The 16,886-nt window shown below is 70.5% G+C and carries 17 protein-coding genes; 12 read left to right on the plus strand and 5 right to left on the minus strand.

Features of this window, described 5'->3' with window-relative positions; all coding sequences use genetic code 11:
* Positions 1-53 precede the first annotated feature (53 nt).
* From CHC05_RS05180 to CHC05_RS05190, 3 genes are all read left to right on the plus strand, one after another.
* Positions 54-410 carry a YkvA family protein gene (locus tag CHC05_RS05180; protein ID WP_089245226.1) on the plus strand — a complete coding sequence of 119 codons (357 nt, stop codon included), beginning with the start codon at positions 54-56 and terminating at the stop codon, positions 408-410.
* 63 nt (positions 411-473) lie between these two features.
* Positions 474-1,844 carry a cystathionine beta-synthase gene (locus CHC05_RS05185; RefSeq protein ID WP_089245228.1) on the plus strand — a complete coding sequence of 457 codons (1,371 nt, stop codon included), beginning with the start codon at positions 474-476 and terminating at the stop codon, positions 1,842-1,844.
* A gap of 103 nt (positions 1,845-1,947) precedes the next feature.
* Positions 1,948-3,666 carry a choice-of-anchor A family protein gene (locus CHC05_RS05190; protein WP_089245230.1) on the plus strand — a complete coding sequence of 573 codons (1,719 nt, stop codon included), beginning with the start codon at positions 1,948-1,950 and terminating at the stop codon, positions 3,664-3,666.
* 63 nt (positions 3,667-3,729) lie between these two features.
* Here CHC05_RS05190 and CHC05_RS05195 read toward each other — a convergent pair whose 3' ends face one another.
* The 3 genes from CHC05_RS05195 to CHC05_RS05210 all read right to left on the minus strand — a co-directional run bounded on the left by CHC05_RS05195 (position 3,730) and on the right by CHC05_RS05210 (position 7,683).
* On the minus strand, positions 3,730-4,680 hold the full coding sequence (locus CHC05_RS05195) for a S1C family serine protease (protein ID WP_089245232.1): 951 nt from the start codon (positions 4,678-4,680) through the stop codon (positions 3,730-3,732).
* A gap of 44 nt (positions 4,681-4,724) precedes the next feature.
* Positions 4,725-6,515, minus strand: a complete 1,791-nt coding sequence (locus CHC05_RS05200) for an aminotransferase class V-fold PLP-dependent enzyme (RefSeq protein ID WP_089245234.1) — start codon at positions 6,513-6,515, stop codon at positions 4,725-4,727.
* 640 nt (positions 6,516-7,155) lie between these two features.
* Positions 7,156-7,683 carry a GNAT family N-acetyltransferase gene (locus CHC05_RS05210; RefSeq protein WP_089245238.1) on the minus strand — a complete coding sequence of 176 codons (528 nt, stop codon included), beginning with the start codon at positions 7,681-7,683 and terminating at the stop codon, positions 7,156-7,158.
* Between the two features lie 455 nt (positions 7,684-8,138).
* Here CHC05_RS05210 and CHC05_RS05215 point away from each other — a divergent pair, with 455 nt between their 5' ends.
* The 7 genes from CHC05_RS05215 to CHC05_RS05245 all read left to right on the plus strand — a co-directional run bounded on the left by CHC05_RS05215 (position 8,139) and on the right by CHC05_RS05245 (position 12,939).
* The gene (locus CHC05_RS05215) at positions 8,139-9,818 is read left to right on the plus strand and encodes a substrate-binding domain-containing protein (protein WP_179266055.1); all 1,680 of its coding nucleotides are present in this window, start codon (positions 8,139-8,141) and stop codon (positions 9,816-9,818) included.
* A gap of 98 nt (positions 9,819-9,916) precedes the next feature.
* Positions 9,917-11,158, plus strand: coding sequence for a glycoside hydrolase family 16 protein (locus CHC05_RS05220; protein ID WP_218824447.1), 1,242 nt, complete (start codon positions 9,917-9,919; stop codon positions 11,156-11,158).
* 156 nt (positions 11,159-11,314) lie between these two features.
* Positions 11,315-11,545, plus strand: coding sequence for a hypothetical protein (locus CHC05_RS05225; protein ID WP_089245242.1), 231 nt, complete (start codon positions 11,315-11,317; stop codon positions 11,543-11,545).
* Complete coding sequence (locus CHC05_RS05230) at positions 11,535-11,846, plus strand: type II toxin-antitoxin system PemK/MazF family toxin (protein WP_089245244.1); 312 nt, start codon at positions 11,535-11,537, stop codon at positions 11,844-11,846. The genes CHC05_RS05225 and CHC05_RS05230 overlap by 11 nt, the downstream gene beginning before the upstream one ends.
* 55 nt (positions 11,847-11,901) lie before the next feature.
* Entirely contained in the window at positions 11,902-12,231 is a 330-nt protein-coding gene (locus CHC05_RS05235; protein ID WP_089245246.1) for a nucleoside triphosphate pyrophosphohydrolase family protein, read from the plus strand.
* Positions 12,232-12,325: 94 nt separating this feature from the next.
* The gene (locus CHC05_RS05240; protein ID WP_089245248.1) at positions 12,326-12,529 is read left to right on the plus strand and encodes a hypothetical protein; all 204 of its coding nucleotides are present in this window, start codon (positions 12,326-12,328) and stop codon (positions 12,527-12,529) included.
* Between the two features lie 2 nt (positions 12,530-12,531).
* Entirely contained in the window at positions 12,532-12,939 is a 408-nt protein-coding gene (locus tag CHC05_RS05245) for a type II toxin-antitoxin system VapC family toxin (protein ID WP_089246110.1), read from the plus strand.
* 3 nt (positions 12,940-12,942) lie between these two features.
* On the opposite strand, the gene CHC05_RS05250 is transcribed toward CHC05_RS05245, so the two are convergent.
* Together CHC05_RS05250 and CHC05_RS05255 are read right to left on the minus strand one after the other, a co-directional pair.
* Complete coding sequence (locus tag CHC05_RS05250; RefSeq protein ID WP_089245250.1) at positions 12,943-13,797, minus strand: NAD-dependent epimerase/dehydratase family protein; 855 nt, start codon at positions 13,795-13,797, stop codon at positions 12,943-12,945.
* A gap of 10 nt (positions 13,798-13,807) precedes the next feature.
* Positions 13,808-14,218, minus strand: coding sequence for an HIT family protein (locus CHC05_RS05255; protein WP_089245252.1), 411 nt, complete (start codon positions 14,216-14,218; stop codon positions 13,808-13,810).
* Positions 14,219-14,241: 23 nt separating this feature from the next.
* Here CHC05_RS05255 and CHC05_RS05260 point away from each other — a divergent pair, with 23 nt between their 5' ends.
* A complete protein-coding gene (locus CHC05_RS05260) occupies positions 14,242-15,384 on the plus strand; it encodes a cystathionine gamma-synthase (RefSeq protein ID WP_089245254.1) in 1,143 nt (380 codons plus the stop codon).
* A 74-nt stretch (positions 15,385-15,458) separates the two neighbouring features.
* Positions 15,459-16,859 (plus strand): amidase, encoded by a 1,401-nt coding sequence (locus tag CHC05_RS05265; RefSeq protein WP_089245256.1) that lies wholly within the window; start codon positions 15,459-15,461, stop codon positions 16,857-16,859.
* Positions 16,860-16,886 lie beyond the last annotated feature (27 nt).

Consider the following 16,886-nt stretch of genomic DNA (forward strand, 5'->3'; position numbering starts at 1 on the left):
CGGTTCGGGGTGGCGCGTTCTGGGCATCATGGTGCGGAGGAGGTCGATAGCCGATGGCGAAGACGTTGAAGCGCACCGCGGCGTTCGTCGCACTGGGCAAGGCGCTGACCGCCGGTGCCCGCGGCGGTCCGGGTCTGGGCGCCCGCCTGGCGGCGCTGCCCAGGATGATCAAGGCAACTTCGCGCGGCGAGTACGACGGGGGCCTGCGACTGGCTCTGATGACCGCCGCGACGATCTACGTGGTCTCCCCGCTCGACTTCGTCCCGGAAGCGTTCCTCGCGCTGTTCGGGCTGGTCGACGACGTGGTCATGGTGACCTGGCTGGCCGGCAGCGTGCTCGCCGAGACCGACCGGTTCCTGGCCTGGGAAGCCCGCCGCAACAGCGTCATACCCGGCACCGTGTTGTCCTGACCAGCGCACGTAGGCTGGGATCGACCCGCCGACCGGCGGGGCGGACCAGAAGGGCACAACGCCGTGCGCTACTACGACAACGTCGTCGACCTCATCGGTAACACGCCGCTCGTCCGGCTGCGCACCGTCGCCGCCGGCATCGACGCGACGGTGCTGGCCAAGGTCGAATATTTCAACCCCGGTGGCTCGGTCAAGGACCGCATCGCGCTGCGGATGGTCGAGGCCGCCGAGAAGGCCGGCCTGCTCCAGTCCGGCGGCACGATCGTGGAGCCGACCAGCGGCAACACCGGCGTCGGGCTGGCCCTGGTCGCCCAGCTCAAGGGCTACCGCTGCGTCTTCGTCTGCCCCGACAAGGTCAGCGAGGACAAGCGTGACGTGCTGCGCGCGTACGGCGCCGAGGTGGTGGTCTGCCCGACCGCCGTCGCGCCCGAGGACCCGCGGTCGTACTACAACGTCTCCGACCGGCTCGCCGCCGAGATCCCGGGCGCCTGGAAGCCGAACCAGTACGCCAACAAGGAGAACCCGCGCTCGCACTACGAGACGACGGGTCCCGAGGTCTGGGAGCAGACCGGCGGCCGGGTGACCCACTTCGTCGCGGGCGTCGGCACTGGCGGCACGATCTCCGGCGTCGGTCGCTACCTCAAGGAGGTCTCCGGCGGGGCCGTCAAGGTGATCGGCGCCGACCCGGAGGGCTCGGTCTACTCCGGCGGCACCGGCCGGCCGTACCTGGTCGAGGGCGTCGGCGAGGACTTCTGGCCCGAGACCTACGACCGCGACATCTGCGACGAGATCGTCGAGGTCTCCGACAAGACCTCGTTCGACATCACGCGCCGGCTCGCCCGCGAGGAGGGCCTGCTGGTCGGCGGCTCGTGCGGCATGGCGGTCGCGGCCGCGCTCGAGGTGGCGCACCGCGCCGGCCCGGACGACGTGATCGTGGTGCTGCTGCCCGACGGCGGCCGGGGCTACCTGTCGAAGATCTTCAACGACGAGTGGATGGCCCGGTACGGCTTCCTGGCCACGGGCGGCGCCGAGCCGACCGTGCGGGACGTGCTGGCCGGCAAGAGCGGCGAGATGCCGGAGCTCGTGCACGTGCACCCGACCGACCCGGTCCGCGAGGCGATCGACCGCATGCGGGAGTACGGCGTGTCGCAGGTGCCCGTGCTCAAGGCGGAGCCCCCGGTGGTGACCGGCGAGGTGGCCGGCTCCATCGTCGAGAAGGAGCTGCTGGACGCGCTGTTCACCGGCCAGGCGCACCTGCACGACATGGTCGAGAAGCACATGCACTCGCCCCTGCCGATGATCGGTGGCGGCCAGCCGGTCAGCGAGGCCGTGGCGCTGATGGAGAAGTCCGACGCCGCGCTCGTGCTGATCGACGGCAAGCCCAAGGGCGTGATCACCCGGCAGGACCTGCTGGCCCACCTGGGTTCCCGTTAACTTTGCTCCAGTTTCACGTATTTAAGGCAAAACGCGAACTCTGTCCCATTCGCGGTGAATACTGCCTCTTGGAGGTTTATTCGCTTCGGGGGGCGGTTTACGCATGGCCAGGAAAGCCAGATGGTTGGCCGCGACGGCGGTGGGAGCCGTCGCGGCCGGCGCTTCGCTGTGGATGTTGACGCCGGCGACCGCGGCCGGGCCGGTCAACCCGGTCGAGGGCGGGCTCGGCTTCCTCGTGCTCGTCGAACGCGAGGCGTCGCTGACCGGCATCGAGAGCGAAGGCCCGGTCGCGATCGGCGGTGACCTCACGTTCGGCTCGGCCTACCGGATCGCGACGGAGCGCGACGTGCGGGTCGGCGTCGGCGCCAGCCCGCTCGTGGTCGGTGGCCGGGCGTTGATCGGCGCGCCGAAGGTCGTCGACGCCAAGGTCTTCGGCGACGGTGTCGGGGTCGTGCTGCGCGCCAACGACCCGGCGGGTCCGGTCCCGGGTGCCCGCAAGACGAGCCTCGACGCCCAGGAGGCGCTCGATTTCGCCGGGGTGTTCGCCACCTTCCGCGAACGGTCGCAGCAGCTCGACACCTGCGCCGAGACGGTGAAGCTGCGCAACTCCGGCGGTGGTGCGCTGGACCGGCCGATCAGCACGCCGGGCACCCGGGCGTACGTGTCGCTGACCCCGAACCAGACCAACGTGCTGAACCTGACCGGCGACGAGTTCAACAACCTGTCCGACCTGACCTTCAACACGCAGCCCAGCGCCGAGACGCCGCTGCTGGTCAACGTGGGCACGGGCGCCGACTACGAGTGGCGCACCGCCAACTTCGCCGGCATCAGCGACGAGCAGGCGCCGTACATCCTGATGAACTTCCCGGACGCCACCACGATCACCCAGGTCGGCGCGGACACCGCCGAGGGCACCATCTACGCGCCGAACGCCGCGTTCACCGACGTCAACTCCGCCAACAACGAAGGGAACCTCGTGGTACGCAGCTACACGCACGGCACGCCCGCGGCCGGCGGCGGTGAGACGCACGACCTGCCGTTCAACACGACGGTCCAGTGCGGTGCGGCGGCTGCCGACACACCCGTGACCGCACCGCCGGCGACCACCGAGCCGGTCGCGGCGGCATCGACGCGAGCCGGCGTTCCGGTTCGGACCTGGTCGCCGACGCCCGGCGCCACCGTGTCGTTCGTGGAACCGCCGATCGTGGGCGAGATCCCGACCGACCCGGCCGTCCCGACCGATGCGGCGGCGCCGTCGAAGGGCGCGACCGGTGCCGCGGCGCCGACGGGCGCGGCGGTCCCGGACGATCCGGCGCCGATGGACAGCAAGCTGCCCTGGGCCTGGCCGACCGACCCGCGGTTCCTGCCGCAGGAGGAGCCGTCGTCGGCCGCGGCGGCGCCGACGGAGCCCGCGGGGACCTCGGCGGCCGGGGCTCCGAGCGCGGCCCCGGTGCTGCCCGGGGAGGCTCCGGTGTTGCCGGGCGAGCCCGCTCCCGCCGAGGAACCCGCGGCGAACGGCGACCCGGCGGACGACGGTGTGGCGGTGGAACCGGGCGACGACAACCTGCCGTACTTCCCGACCGACGACGCGACGAGCCCGACGGCCACCCCGTCCGGGGCCACGCCCGCGCCGTCGGGCAGCACCGAGCCGGCGGTGGTGGCCAACTACGGCCCGCTGCCCGGCCAGGGCGGTGCGGAGGGCGGCGAGGAGCTGACCCGCCCGTCGACGGTCCGCCTCGTGATCGCCGGCCTGTCGATCCTGGTGGTCAGCGCCGTGCTGCTACTGCTGGGCCGCCGCCGCAAGCGGCGGCACGCTCTCTGACCCCGCACCACCCGGCCGAGCCGGCTCCCTTCGGCAGGGGAGCCGGCTCGACCACGTCCGGGCCTAGCGGGTGCTGAGCTCCGCCGGAACCGTGACCACGTCCACGTACGCGCCGCGGCGCAGCAGGGTCACCGGCAGGCGGTTGCCGATCGCCGGGCCGAGCATCAGCCGTTGCAGGGCCTGGACGTTCTGGATCTGCTGGCCGCCCGCGGTCAGCAGGATGTCGCCCAGGTAGATCCCGGCGACCCCGGCCGGGCTGCCCGGCACGACCTCGACCACCCGCAAGCCGCTGCGCTGGCTGGTGCGCTCGGTGACCTGCGGCGGCAGCGGCACCGGCACGCCCGCGACGCCGAGCCAGGCCCGGCGCACCCGGCCGTCCCGGATCAGGTCCCCGATGATCTGCCGGGTGTTGCGGTTGATCGGCACCGCGAGGCCGAGCCCGTAGCCCGCGACCGCGGTGTTGATGCCGATCACGTGGCCGGACGAGTCGACCAGCGCGCCGCCGGAGTTGCCCGGGTTGAGCGCGGCATCGGTCTGGATCACGTCGTCGATCAACCGGATGGCGCGCCCCTCGCGGGCCGGCAGCGACCGCCCGAGCCCGGAGACCACGCCGGCGGTGACCGAGCCGGCCAGGCCCATCGGGTTGCCGACCGCGACGACGAGCTGGCCGATCTTGAGTCGGTCGGCGTCGCCCAGCGGGGCGGGGCGGGCGCCGGGGTTGCGTACGCGGAGCACCGCGAGGTCGGAGAGCGGGTCGCGGCCGACGACGTCGAAGGCGGCCTCGGCACCGTCGCCGAAGGTCGCGGTGCCGCCGGCCGCGCCCTCGACCACGTGCGCACTGGTGAGCAGGAAGCCGTCGTCGGTGAAGGTCACGGCCGAACCCGCCCCGGCGCCCCGGCTGGTGCGCACCGCCACCGCGGCCACGCTGGGCAGGATCTGTGCGGCGACCGTCGTGACGACCTTTGAATAGGCGTCGAGGGCGGCGGTCTCGTCGCGCTCCGGTTCGGTATCCACGCCATCCTCAACACGGGCTGGCCCGCCGGGATTGCGATATTCGCTCAGAGCGAAAGGGGCGCCGCCGCAGGCGTCGGCGCTGGCCCTGGCCCTGGCCCTGGCTCGATCGGCTCCAGGCAGACCGCGGGCAGGTCGAACCAGCGCAGCGCCTCGAAACCGGGCGAGACCGCGGCGCCGCCGTCGCCCTCGGTGCAGTCGCTGCCGTCGTACCGGCCCAAGATCTTTCTGGCCTCGGCCAGATAGCCCGGCAGCGCCTCCTCGGTGGCCCGTTCGGCGGGCACCGCGTCGCCCCAGCGCACCCCGGCCGCGCCGAAGGCGAGCCCGGTCAGCCGCAGCGCCGGCTCGGCCAGGCCGAGTCGGTGGCGCCAGAGCCCGGAGTACGGGTCGAAGCGGTAGTCCGGCAGCAGCTTCCAGCCGTCGCGGGCGACCAGGTCGACGGCCTCGACGATGTAGCGGCAGACCGCGTCGGTCAGGAAGTAGTTGAAGCTGACCCGCACCCAACCCGGCTTGATCCCCTCGCAGCCGGCCATCACCTCGCGCTCGAACCGGTGCGAGTGCTCCAGGTCGATGCCGAGCAGTCGATGTCCGTACGGCCCGGCGCACGAGCAGCCGCCACGGGACTGGATGCCGAACAGGTCGTTGAGCAGCGCCACGACGAAGTTGTGGTGGAGGAAACGGCCACCCGGCCGGCGTACGACGAAAGACAGGATCGACAACCGGTCGGCGCGCGGGTTGCCGAGCACCTCGATCGCCGGATTCGCCGCCCAGGCGTCCATCGCCGTGCGGCGGAACCGTTCCTCCTGGTCGTGGATCACCTCGGTGCCGACGGCCTGTTTGAGCCCGAACACCAGGCCCGCCCGGATCGACTCGACGATCGCCGGCGTGCCGCCCTCCTCCCGGTGGGCCGGGTCGCTCAGGTAGTGGTGCTCGACCGCGTTGACGTAGTCGACCGTTCCCCCGCCCGGCACCGTCGGCACCCGGTTGTGCAGGAGGTGCCGCCGCACCACGAGCACGCCCGGCGTGCCGGGACCGCCGACGAACTTGTGCGGCGACAGGAAGACGGCGTCCTTGCCCGCCATGTCGATGTCCACGTACGGCCCGGCGGCGGCGTAGTCCCAGCAAGCCAGGGCGCCGTGCTCGTGCAGCAGGGCGGAGATCGCGGCGGCGTCGGTCAGGATCCCGGTCACGTTGGACGCGGCCGAGAACGACCCGATCTTGAGCGGCCGGTCGGCGTGGCTTTCGAGCGCGTTCGTCAGCGCCGCGCAGTCGACGTGGCCGTCCGCGTCCTCGGGCACGACCACCACGTCGGCGATCGACTCCCGCCAGGGCAGCTCGTTGGAGTGGTGCTCGTACGGGCCGATGAACACGACGGGGCGTTGCTCGGGCGGGATCCTGTCGCGGAAGCCGTAGCGGTCGTCGAGCTCGGCCGGCAGCCTGATGCCGAGGATGCGGACCAGCTTGTCGATCGCACCGGTCGCGCCCGAGCCCGCGAAGATCACCACGGTGTCGTCGTCGCCGCCCACCGCGTCCCGGATCACGTTCCGAGCGTCCTCGCGCAGTCTGGTCGTCTGCCGGCCCGTGCCGGACGACTCGGTGTGCGTGTTCGCGTAGCGGGGGAGCACCTCGGCGCGAATGAAGTCTTCGATGAAGTCCAGTGACCGGCCCGAGGCGGTGTAGTCGGCATAGGTCACCCGGCGGGCGCCGTAGGGCCCCCACATCACCTGGTCATCGCCGATGACGCCCTCGCGGATCAGGCGCAGCAGCGGCGGCTCCCCCTCGTCGGGTTTTGCGCCGACCGAAGGTCCAGGCGCCTCAGGAGACTCTGCCCTGCTCATGGGCTCATTATGTGAGCGCGCTACGGGTTTGGGGACGCAATGTCGGGCACCCGCTAGCCCTTACAAACCGGATTATTCCGGGAAGTCGCACAGACTGTCCGATTGCGGGCGACCGCGAGACGGTTCCATATGCGTACGGCGGCCGGCGGGCCGCCGCGAACGAGGGGGACCGATGGTCAGCGTCGACCATACCGTGCGGACCACTCCGGCCCGCGAAACCGCGCCGGACGATGTTGTCGACCGGCTCCTCTGGCAAGACGCCCGGGACATTCTCGGGCGGCACGCACGACCCGGCCGCGACGGTGGCTGCGACGGATGCGGTGGGGCCTGGCCCTGCCACTCCCGGCGCGTCGCCGAGCACGCCTTGGCGGCATCCCGTCGCTCCTGGCGTGAAGGCTGGACAGCCCGGCACGACCTCAACAGCGTCCGTGCGAGCGGGCTGTCAGCTAACTGAAGACCTCAACCCCAGCGGTGACCGCCGCGTGCTCCGCCAGCACCGTGGCAATCCCGCGAACACCCACCCGTGGTCCGGACCGACTAGCCTCCGTCGGTCACGATGCCTCCGGCCAGGCATCACCGGGCGGCGGTTGGGTACGGCGGGCGAGGGTGCGTGACCAATCGGTTCCCCCGCATATCTCGGTCACGCACTCTCGCCCAGCCAACTCCGGCGTTCGTAGCGGAGTTGGCGGGTGGGAGCCGCGCCCATCAGTTCCTCGCGTTCGCGGCCGTCGGGCCGCCAGCCGCCGCGCTCGTAGAAGCGCCGGGCGTGCGTGTTGCCCTCGAGCACCCAGAGCACGACCCGCTCCCAGCCCTTGCGGCTCATCGCCTCCAGCGCGTCGACCATCAGCGCCCGGCCGATCCCGCGTCCCTGCGCCGTGGGGTCGAGATGGATCGCGTACAGCTGGCCGACCTCGGCTTCGTGGTATTCCTCGGGCCCGACGTAGCTGAACCCGACGAGCTGGTCGTCGTCGAACGCCACGGTTAGTCGGTGCGTATCCGACTCGTATGCGAATCTTTCTCGCCACCACGCGGTGAGTGATTCCGGGGAGAGCGCGCTGAGGCCGGCAATGGGCACGAAATCGCGATAGGCGGCAATGCGGGAGTCGTAATGGAGTGCGCCAATGGCGTCGATGTCAGCGGCCTGTGCGGGTCGTAGCGAGAGCGTCACTGAGATGACTCCAAAACGGCTGTCAGCCGATTGCCTGATCGGATCGAACCAGGTCGTCCGTACGGATCGCCTTCAATCCTAGGCAACGCCCCCAGCAGTGCCCCAGAAAGGGTTCGACCCCCGGGGACAACCGTGCTCGCACGGGCCGGCTGGACTGGGCCGGCGCCCCGGGGGTCGGGTGGCTGCTTGAGTTTCGCCGCACCGCTGCCACACGGTCTCGACGAACGAAAACTGTCAAGGACAGCGGCTAGCGGGCAGCCACCTCACGAGTCCCAGTGCTATACAAAGCTGGACCACCTCCTTTCCCGTGTATCGCCACGCTATCCACGCGACGAGGTGCCGAGCAACGGTTTTTTCTGGGTCATATGCCACTTTTGGCGCGAGCGCAGAGATCAATTTTGGCCAGCAACCGGGGAACGGACCGTTGGGGGACGGTCGAGGGGGGATCAGGCGACGTGATCGGTAAGCACGCGGCCCGCCGAGGGGTGGCCCGCTGGACGGTGCTCACCTTCCTGCTGCTGGGGCTGCCGGCCCTGGTGGTCGCGGGGATCGTCCTGGTCCGCAGCGACGGCTGGTCGGCGCTGTCGTCCGGCGACCCGGCCTGCGACCGGAAGCTGAAGGTGGTCACCGCCTCGTCGTTCGCGCCGGTGCTCGCCGCTCTGGCTCCCGAGCTCGGCAAGGCCGACAAGTGCGTCCGGATGGACATCGTGGTCGCCGACGGCCGCGCCGCGCCCGACACGGTCCGGCAGACCGGCGCCGACCTCTGGATCCCCGACGACACCTCGTGGGTCGGCACCGCACCGGACCTCGATCTGGCCCGGCTCGGTCCGGAGAACACGGTGGGCGCCGGCGGGGCCGGCACGGTGGTCGCCGACAGCCCGATCTACATGGTCACCGACGCGGCGACCGCCGCGAAGCTGCGCTCCGCGGGCGACTCCTGGCTGGCGCTGGCCAACCTCCTCGACACCGACCCCGACGTGAAGCTGGCCGTCCGTGAGCCGGGCACGTCCGGCGACGGCATGGTGGGCGCGGGCTCGATGGCCGAGACGGTCTGGGAGGGGCAGGGCATGGACGCGTCCGCCCAGGTGCTGTCCCGGGCCTACCTCAAGACCCGCACCGTACGCGGCGGCGGCGTCGCGCTGCCCCAGCAGCCGGGCGAGGTCGGCCTGGTCGCCGAGTACGCCCTCGTGCCGCAGCTCGGCAAGCTCAACCGCGACCGCGCCGTGCTCGCCGGCAAGGACTGGCGCGTGGCGCTGCGCTACACCTGGTTCCCGACCAAGACGGCCCTGGCTGACGAGGACCGCGCCGCCGCGCTCGGCCGGTTGCTCGACGCCCTGGAGTCGTCCGACGGGGTCGCCGCGATCAGCGGGGCCGGCCTGCGCACGCCGCAGTCCGCCGAACCGGACGAGCCGCCACCTGGTGCCGGCCAGCTCCCGTCGCTGGCGAGCAGGCAGATGCCGTTCCTCGGCGCGCACCACGTCGACCACGTGCTGGCCACCTGGTACGCGGAGGACCGCCAGACCGACCTGCTCGTGGTCGTCGACGTCTCCGGTTCGATGAACGACCCCGCGCCCGGGTCCGGCCAGTCGCTCATCCAGCTCGTCGCGCAGGGTTGCCAGGAGCTCGAGAACCTGCTGCCCGACGACAGCCGGCTGGGCCTCTGGGAGTTCGGCACGCAGCTCGACCCGCCACACGACTACCGCGAGCTGCTGCCGGCGTCGTCGCTGACCGAGTCGCACCGGAAGGCGACCGTCGAGGCCTGCCGCGGCTTGAAGACCCATTCCAACGGCACCGGGTTGTACGAGACGATCCTGGCCGCGTACAAGAGCGCGCAGGATGACGCCCGCAAGGACGTACCCAACCGGGTGCTGATCTTCACCGACGGCCGCAACCAGGACGCCGACTCGAAGCTCACCCTGTCGGCGCTGACGGCGGACCTGCGCGCGGCGGCCGACGACGAGCGTCCGGTGAGCCTGAGCGTGGTCGTGTTCGGCGACGCCGCGGCGACCAAGGAGTCGTCGGCCGCGCTGGAGAAGGCGCTTGAGCCCGCGCAGGGCTACGTCGACACGCTGGCGACGGCCAAGGAGGTGTCGGCCGTGTTCATCCACGTCGCGGCCGGAGGGCTGCACGGCTGAAGCTTTTGAGAGCGCTCTCTTGACATCACGTTCATCTATCTGACAGGTTTCCATACAGTTACGTTCGTCATTGGATTCCTGTTGGTGAGGTGATCGTCGTGCTCCGTCCCCGCACACTGATCGCAGCCGCGGCGAGCGCCGTCTTCGTCGCGACCACGCTGGTCGTGCCGCTGGCCGCCGCCCCCGCCAGTGCCGCACCACCGCCAGGCGCGCTCGTCTGGTCCGACGAGTTCAACGGCCCCGCCGGCAGCGCGGTCGACCAGTCGAAGTGGCGCTTCGACATCGGCGGCAGCGGCTGGGGCAACAACGAGCAGCAGTACTACACGAACAGCACGCGCAACGCCGCCATGGACGGCGCAGGCAACCTGGTGATCACCGCGCGCCGGGAGAACCCGTCGAACTTCCAGTGCCACTACGGCACCTGCCAGTACACGTCGGCCCGGCTGCTCACCGCGGCCACCTTCAACCGCACGTACGGCCGTTTCGAGGCCCGCATGAAGATCCCGCGCGGACAGGGCATCTGGCCGGCGTTCTGGATGTTGGGCAACCCGGTCAACTGGCCGACCAGCGGCGAGATCGACATCATGGAGAACATCGGCCGCGAGCCGAACATGGTGCACGGCACGATCCACGGCCCGGGCTATTCGGGTGCCGAGGGCATCGGCGCGGGCTACACGATCGGTGGCGCGTTCGCCGACGCGTTCCACACGTTCGCCGTGGACTGGTCACCCAACCTGATCATCTGGTACGTGGACGGCAACGAGTACCAGCGCCGCACACCCGCCGACCTGGGCGGTGACCGCTGGGTCTTCGACCACAACTTCTTCATGATCATGAACGTCGCGGTCGGCGGCTACTGGCCCGGCTACCCGGACGGCTCGACCCAGTTCCCGCAGTCGATGACGGTCGACTACGTGCGCGCGTACGCGCTGCCCGGTGGCACCAACCCGCCACCGACCGGCGGCGGCCGCATCACCGGCATCGGCGGCAAGTGCGTCGACGTGGCGGGTGCGGCGACCGCGAACGGCACCGCGGTGCAGTTGTGGGACTGCAACGGCACGGGCGCGCAGCAGTGGACGTGGGCGGCAGACGGTTCGGTGCGAGCCCTGGGCAAGTGCCTGGACGTGCCGTCGGGCTCGACAGCCAACGGCGCGAAGCTGCAGTTGTGGGACTGCAACGGCAGCGGAGCCCAACGCTGGACCTTCACCGGCGCCAACGACATCGTCAACCCGCAGTCCAACAAGTGCATGGACGCCACGGGTGCGAGCTCAGCGAACGGCACCAGGCTGCAGATCTGGGACTGCGGCGGTGGTGCCAACCAGAAGTGGTCGCGCAGCTGACGCTGCCCGCCCGACCACTTCGGCTGAAGGGGCCCATTTCCGTCCTGGGTGGGCCCCTTCGTCTGCCCACCAGTCACACCCAACAGCCTGATCCCCGGCGGAACCGTCAGACACGAAGGCTCGCGCACTGCTCCCGCTCGTAATACAATATGTCATATGACGGTGATTACGTTTCGAGCGGATGACGAGGTCGATCGGGCGCTAGCGGACCTGACCGCCGGAGAACGCGACCGCTCGCAGGTAATCCGCGACGCGATCCTCCTGGCCTGGCGCACTCGACACGAGGAAGAGCTCCGCGCGGAAGCGGAGGCGATCGCCGCGGACGCCGACGATCGAGCCGAGGCGCGCTCGGTCCTCGCGGACATGGAGTCCCTCCGTGCGTGGTGACGTGTTCCAGCTCAAAGCTCCGCGCGATGCACGTGGTCATGAGCAGCGGGGAAACCGCTTCGCGGTCGTCGTCCAGTCTGATCTGCTACCCCTGTCGACATGGCTGGTGGCACCGACGTCCACAAGCGCGCGACCCGCTTCGTTCCGGCCGGAGGTGGAGATCGGCGGGAAGACCACGTTGGTGCTCGTCGAGCAGATCGCGGCGATCGACCCCGAACGCCTCGGCCAACTGGTCGGCCACCTCAGTCAACACGAAATGGCCGCTGTCGATGCGGCGATCCGCACCGTCATGCATGTCTGACCTGCCACAGCCCGTTTGAAGGCGCGTCGTTCGCCAGACCGCATACTTGTCCGCCATGGAGTTGGACGACTACCAGCGCGGTGCCCTGCGCACTGCCGCGCGGCGCGACAGAAAGAACGAGCTGCTCCACCTGGTCCTCGGACTGGTGGGCGAGTCGGGCGAGGTCGCCGAGAAGTTCAAGAAGTGGGTCCGCGACCAGGACAGCGACGAGTCACGCATCGACCGCGCCGACATCGGCAAGGAACTCGGCGACGTGCTCTGGTACCTGGCGGTGCTCGCCGACTATCTGGATCTCTCCCTGGACGACATAGCGAAGAACAACCTGGCCAAGCTAGCCAGCCGCCAAACCCGAGGCGTCCTCGGCGGCAGCGGCGACAACCGCTGAAGCCTGACCCCGCCCGGGCGGGTACGCGACCGAGCTTTTACGGGTCCACGGATCCGCGCCAGGGGTGTCACAATGAGCTATGGAGGTGTGACTCATGTCTACCGGAGCTCAGCGCTTCGACGGTTCGCGGCAGTTCTCGCGCGGCCGCGAGTCACTTGACGAGCAAGCGCGGCGTCGTGGCATCGTCCCCGTCCGCGACGTCGCGGACATGGCTGATTTCGGCATCTTCGAAAGCGACACCGAGCTATCCGCCTTCCTGTCCCACGTCGATGCGGAACGCCACGCCAATCTGGCGTGACCGTGAGATACGTCATCCTCGACACCGACGTCGCGTCCCGCATCTTTCGCAACAAGGTCGACCGAGCCATGTCGGCGCGGCTCGCTGGCACCGTGTGGTGCCTGACCTTTGTCAGCGTCGGCGAGATGACGCAATGGGCTTCGCTACGCGACTGGAGCCACCGTAACCTCGCGGCGCTCGACGGGTGGATGTCCCACTGCCTCATGCTCGACGCCGGTTGGGAGACCGCGCAGGCGTGGGGCCGCTTGTCAGCCGCGGGTCGGCGCCGTGGCCGGATGCATCCGACCAACGACGCCTGGATCGCGGCTTCCTGCCTGACCGAGGGTCTGCCCCTCGCGACCTACAACGTCAAGGACTACGCCGACTTCGTCGAACACCATGGGTTGGTGCTCGTGAACCCCAGCGCATAGCGGTCAGGAGCGCCAGGTGTGTTGGGGGTTGTAGCCCAGGACTCGGCGGGCTTTTTCGATCGACAGGAACGTGCCGTGTTCGCCTACGTCGCGGGTGATGGGGATGTCCGGGAAGACCTCGGCTGCGAGGTCTGCCGACTTCTGCGGCATCACCGAGTCCGCGTTCGCGATGATGAAGATGTCCATGCCTGTCGCGTCCAGTTCCAGGGACAGGCGCACCGCTTGAGCCCCGTCTCGGGCGTCGATGTACGACCAGGCGTTCCAGCTTCGCAACCGCGGATCGTCCGCATAGGACGGGAACGCCGCGTAGTCCGCTGGTTCCATCACGTTCGAGAAGCGTAGGCCGATCATCTTCAGCGCTGGGTTCCATCGGCAGAACTGCGCCGCCATCTGTTCTTCGAGGTGCTTGGCCAGCGCGTACGACGACTGCGGTCGCGCCGGGTACTCCTCGTCCACCGGCAGGTACGGCGGCGGCACCTGGCCGAACGGCAGGCCCAGCAACGTCTCGCTGCTCGCCCACACCACGTTCGTGATGCCGGCCGCGCGCGCCGCGGCGAAGACGTTGTGGGTCGCCGTGATGTTGTGGGTGAACGTTGCCGCGTTGGCGGTCAGGCCCGGCGCCGGGATCGCGCCCAGGTGCACCACCGCGTCGACCGACGGGTAGCGGTCCTCGATCCCCGACAGCGCCTCGACGACCTGTCCGTAATCTCCCAGGTCGATCCGCGTGAAGGGAGCCACCGGGTCAGGTGACGGCACCCGGTCGATGTTGTGCACCTCGTACCCGTGCGAAAGAAGATCCCGCACCACGGCCCGGCCGAGTTTGCCGCTGCCGCCCGTGACGACGACTCGTGTTGTCATTCCACGGAAGCTACAGCGCCGAGCCGATCCGCTTCGCGTAGTCCCGGGCCTCGTCGTCCGACGCGTACTTGGTCCGCGGCCAGAAGAAACCCCGCAAACCATCACCCTTGGTCCGGGGTACGACGTGCGTGTGCAGGTGCGGCACCGACTGCGAGACCCGGTTGTTCAACGCGACGAACGACCCGCCGGCCGAGAGCGCAGACTGCACGGCGCGATCAACTGCCTGCACGAATCCGAAATATCCGGACAACCCAGAAGCCGGCAGATCAGACAAAACCACCAAATGCGCACGCGGTACGACCAAAGTGTGGCCTTTGAACACCGGCCGGGTATCCAGGAAAGCCACGCATTCTGCCGTCGATCCGACCACGAATGCGGGCACCTCGCCCGCCACGATGCCGCAGAACACGCACTCCGCCACCGACGAAGACTAGCCTCCATCCAATGACCTACGGTTTCGAGACGCTCGCCATCCACGCCGGCCAGGATCCGGAGGCGCGCACCGGGTCGGTCGTGCCGCCGATCTACCAGACCAGCACGTACGCCCAGGACGGGGTTGGCCGCCCCCGGGAGGGCTACGAGTACAGCCGGTCCGGCAACCCCACCCGCGACGCCCTGCAGGAAGCCCTGCGCGCGCTCGAGGGCGGTCGGCGCGGCCTGGCCTTCGCGAGCGGCCTCGCCGCCGAGGACACCCTGCTGCGCACCGTCTGCCAGCCGGGCGACCACGTGGTGATCCCCGACGACGCGTACGGCGGCACGTTCCGGCTCTTCGCGAAGGTGGCCGAGCGCTGGGGGCTGACCTGGACCGCGGCCAGCATCCACCACCTCGACACGATGCGGAACGCGATCCGGCCGGGCCAGACCAAGGTCATCTGGGTCGAGACGCCGTCGAACCCGCTGCTCGGTGTCAACGACATCGCCGCGACCGCCGCCCTGGCCCACGACGCCGGCGCGCTGCTGGTCGTCGACAACACGTTCGCCTCGCCCTACCTGCAGCAGCCGCTCGGCCTCGGCGCCGACGTGGTCGTGCACTCGACGACGAAATACCTGGGCGGCCACTCCGACGTCGTCGGCGGCGCGCTGATCGTGAGCGACGACGAGCTCGGCGAGCGCCTCGCGTACCACCAGAACGCCATGGGTTCGGTCAACGGGCCGTTCGACGCCTGGCTGACCATGCGGGGCATTCGGACCCTGGGCGTACGGATGGACCGCCACTGCGACAACGCCGAGCGCGTGGTCGACTACCTGCGCCACCACAAGGCGGTGTCCGAAGTGCTCTACCCGGGCCTGCCGACCCACCCGGGGCACGAGACGGCCGCCAAGCAGATGAAGCGGTTCGGCGGCATGGTCTCGTTCCGCGCGGCGGGCGGTGAGGAAGCCGCTGTGCGCATCTGCGAGAGCACCGAGCTGTTCATCCTGGCCGAGTCGCTCGGCGGGGTGGAGTCGCTGATCGAGCACCCGGGCCGGATGACGCACGCCAGCGCGGCCGGTTCGCCGCTGGAGGTGCCGGCCGACCTGGTGCGGCTGTCGGTGGGCATCGAGACTGGTGACGACCTTCTGGCCGACCTGGAGCGCGCGCTCGGCTGACCTATTGAGACACTGCGGTCTACCGGGTCGCGCTGGCGGCCCGGGACAGTGCGGCCCGATGGGGAGGGTGGCCCGTGCCTGAGACTGTGCCCAGCTGGGTCGGTGCGACCGCGCGTCAGATCGCCCGCGCGGTGCGCCGTGGTGACACGACCGCGACCCGGGTCGTCGCCGACCACCTCGACCACATCACCGCCGCCGACCCGGTCGTGTCCGCGTTCCGGACCGTCCGGGCCGGCGCGGCGATCGTCGAGGCGGAGGAGGTCGACGTCCTCGAGGACCTGTCCAGCCTGCCGCTGGCCGGCGTCCCCGTGGCGATCAAGGAGAACACGGCGATCGCCGGCGTGCCGATCTGGAACGGCTCCGCCGCCGCGCGTACCCCCGTCGCGGCCGAGGACCACGAAGTGGTCCGTCGCCTGCGTGGTGCCGGCGCGGTCGCGGTCGGCATCACCCGGATGCCGGAGCTCGCGCTGTTCGGCATGACCGACGACGAGACCGCGGTGACCCGCAACCCGTGGCGCACCGACCGCACGCCGGGCGGCTCCTCGGGCGGCGCGGCGGCCGCGGTCGCCAGCGGCATGGTGCCGGTCGCGCACGGCACCGACGGGCTCGGCTCCATCCGCATCCCGGCGGCGTGCTGCGGGCTGGTCGGCCTCAAGCCGGGGCGCGACGTGGTGCCCCGCGAGCTCGGCGTCGACGGCTGGTTCGGCCTCACCGAGCACGGCGTGCTCGCCACCAGCGTGGCCGACGCGGCCCTGGTGTTCGCGGTGCTGGCCGGCCGCAACCCGGAGAAGCTGGTCGAGCCGGCGCGACTGCGGGTCGCGCTGTCGACCCGCTCGCCGGTGAGCGGCATCCGGCTGGACGCACCCAACCGCGAGGCGGTCGCGACCGCCTCGAAGCTGCTCGTCAACGCCGGGCACGACGTGGCCGCGGTCGACCCGGTCTACCCGGTCTCGCTCGGCCTGAAGGGCATGGCGCACTGGTTCGCCGCCGCGGCCAGCGACGCCGATTTCGACTCCCTCGACCGGAGCGCGCTGCAGCCACGCAGCCGCCGGCACGCGAAGCTGGGCGACTGGGTCACCCGCCGTGGCTACGTGCGCCAGAGCGACCGCGATGCCTGGCGCGAGCGCTCGATCGACTTCTTCACCGACAACAACGTCGACGTGCTGGTCACCCCGGCCCTGGCCGCCGCGCCGCCACCGGCCGACCTGTGGTCCGCCCGGTCGTGGCGGGCGAACATGACGACCAGCCTGCGGTACGCGCCCTTCGCCGCGCCGTGGAACATCGCCGGGCTGCCGGCGTTGGTCGTGCCGGTCGGCATGCGCCCCGACGGGCTGCCGCTGGGTGTGCAGCTGGTCGGTCCGCCGGGCAGCGAGTCGCTGTTGCTGTCGATCGCGGGTCAGTTCGAGGTGGCCGCGCCGTGGCCCCGGCACGCCCGCTCGTGGCCAAGGGTCGAGGACCCGGCGGGCACCGCCTGATCGGCGTCGATCTCTGCCCAACCGGTT

It is taken from the genome of Asanoa hainanensis (assembly GCF_900188485.1).
Lineage (GTDB): Bacteria > Actinomycetota > Actinomycetes > Mycobacteriales > Micromonosporaceae > Asanoa > Asanoa hainanensis.

Bases quoted from the DNA above. Each gene is read 5' to 3' on its own strand.
- CHC05_RS05225 (WP_089245242.1), top strand. From the start codon at position 11,315: ATGACGGTGATTACGTTTCGAGCGGATGACGAGGTCGATCGGGCGCTA.
- CHC05_RS05200 (WP_089245234.1), bottom strand. From the start codon at position 6,515: ATGAGCAGGGCAGAGTCTCCTGAGGCGCCTGGACCTTCGGTCGGCGCA.
- CHC05_RS05235 (WP_089245246.1), top strand. From the start codon at position 11,902: ATGGAGTTGGACGACTACCAGCGCGGTGCCCTGCGCACTGCCGCGCGG.
- CHC05_RS05180 (WP_089245226.1), top strand. From the start codon at position 54: ATGGCGAAGACGTTGAAGCGCACCGCGGCGTTCGTCGCACTGGGCAAG.
- CHC05_RS05260 (WP_089245254.1), top strand. From the start codon at position 14,242: ATGACCTACGGTTTCGAGACGCTCGCCATCCACGCCGGCCAGGATCCG.
- CHC05_RS05240 (WP_089245248.1), top strand. From the start codon at position 12,326: ATGTCTACCGGAGCTCAGCGCTTCGACGGTTCGCGGCAGTTCTCGCGC.
- CHC05_RS05250 (WP_089245250.1), bottom strand. From the start codon at position 13,797: ATGACAACACGAGTCGTCGTCACGGGCGGCAGCGGCAAACTCGGCCGG.
- CHC05_RS05190 (WP_089245230.1), top strand. From the start codon at position 1,948: ATGGCCAGGAAAGCCAGATGGTTGGCCGCGACGGCGGTGGGAGCCGTC.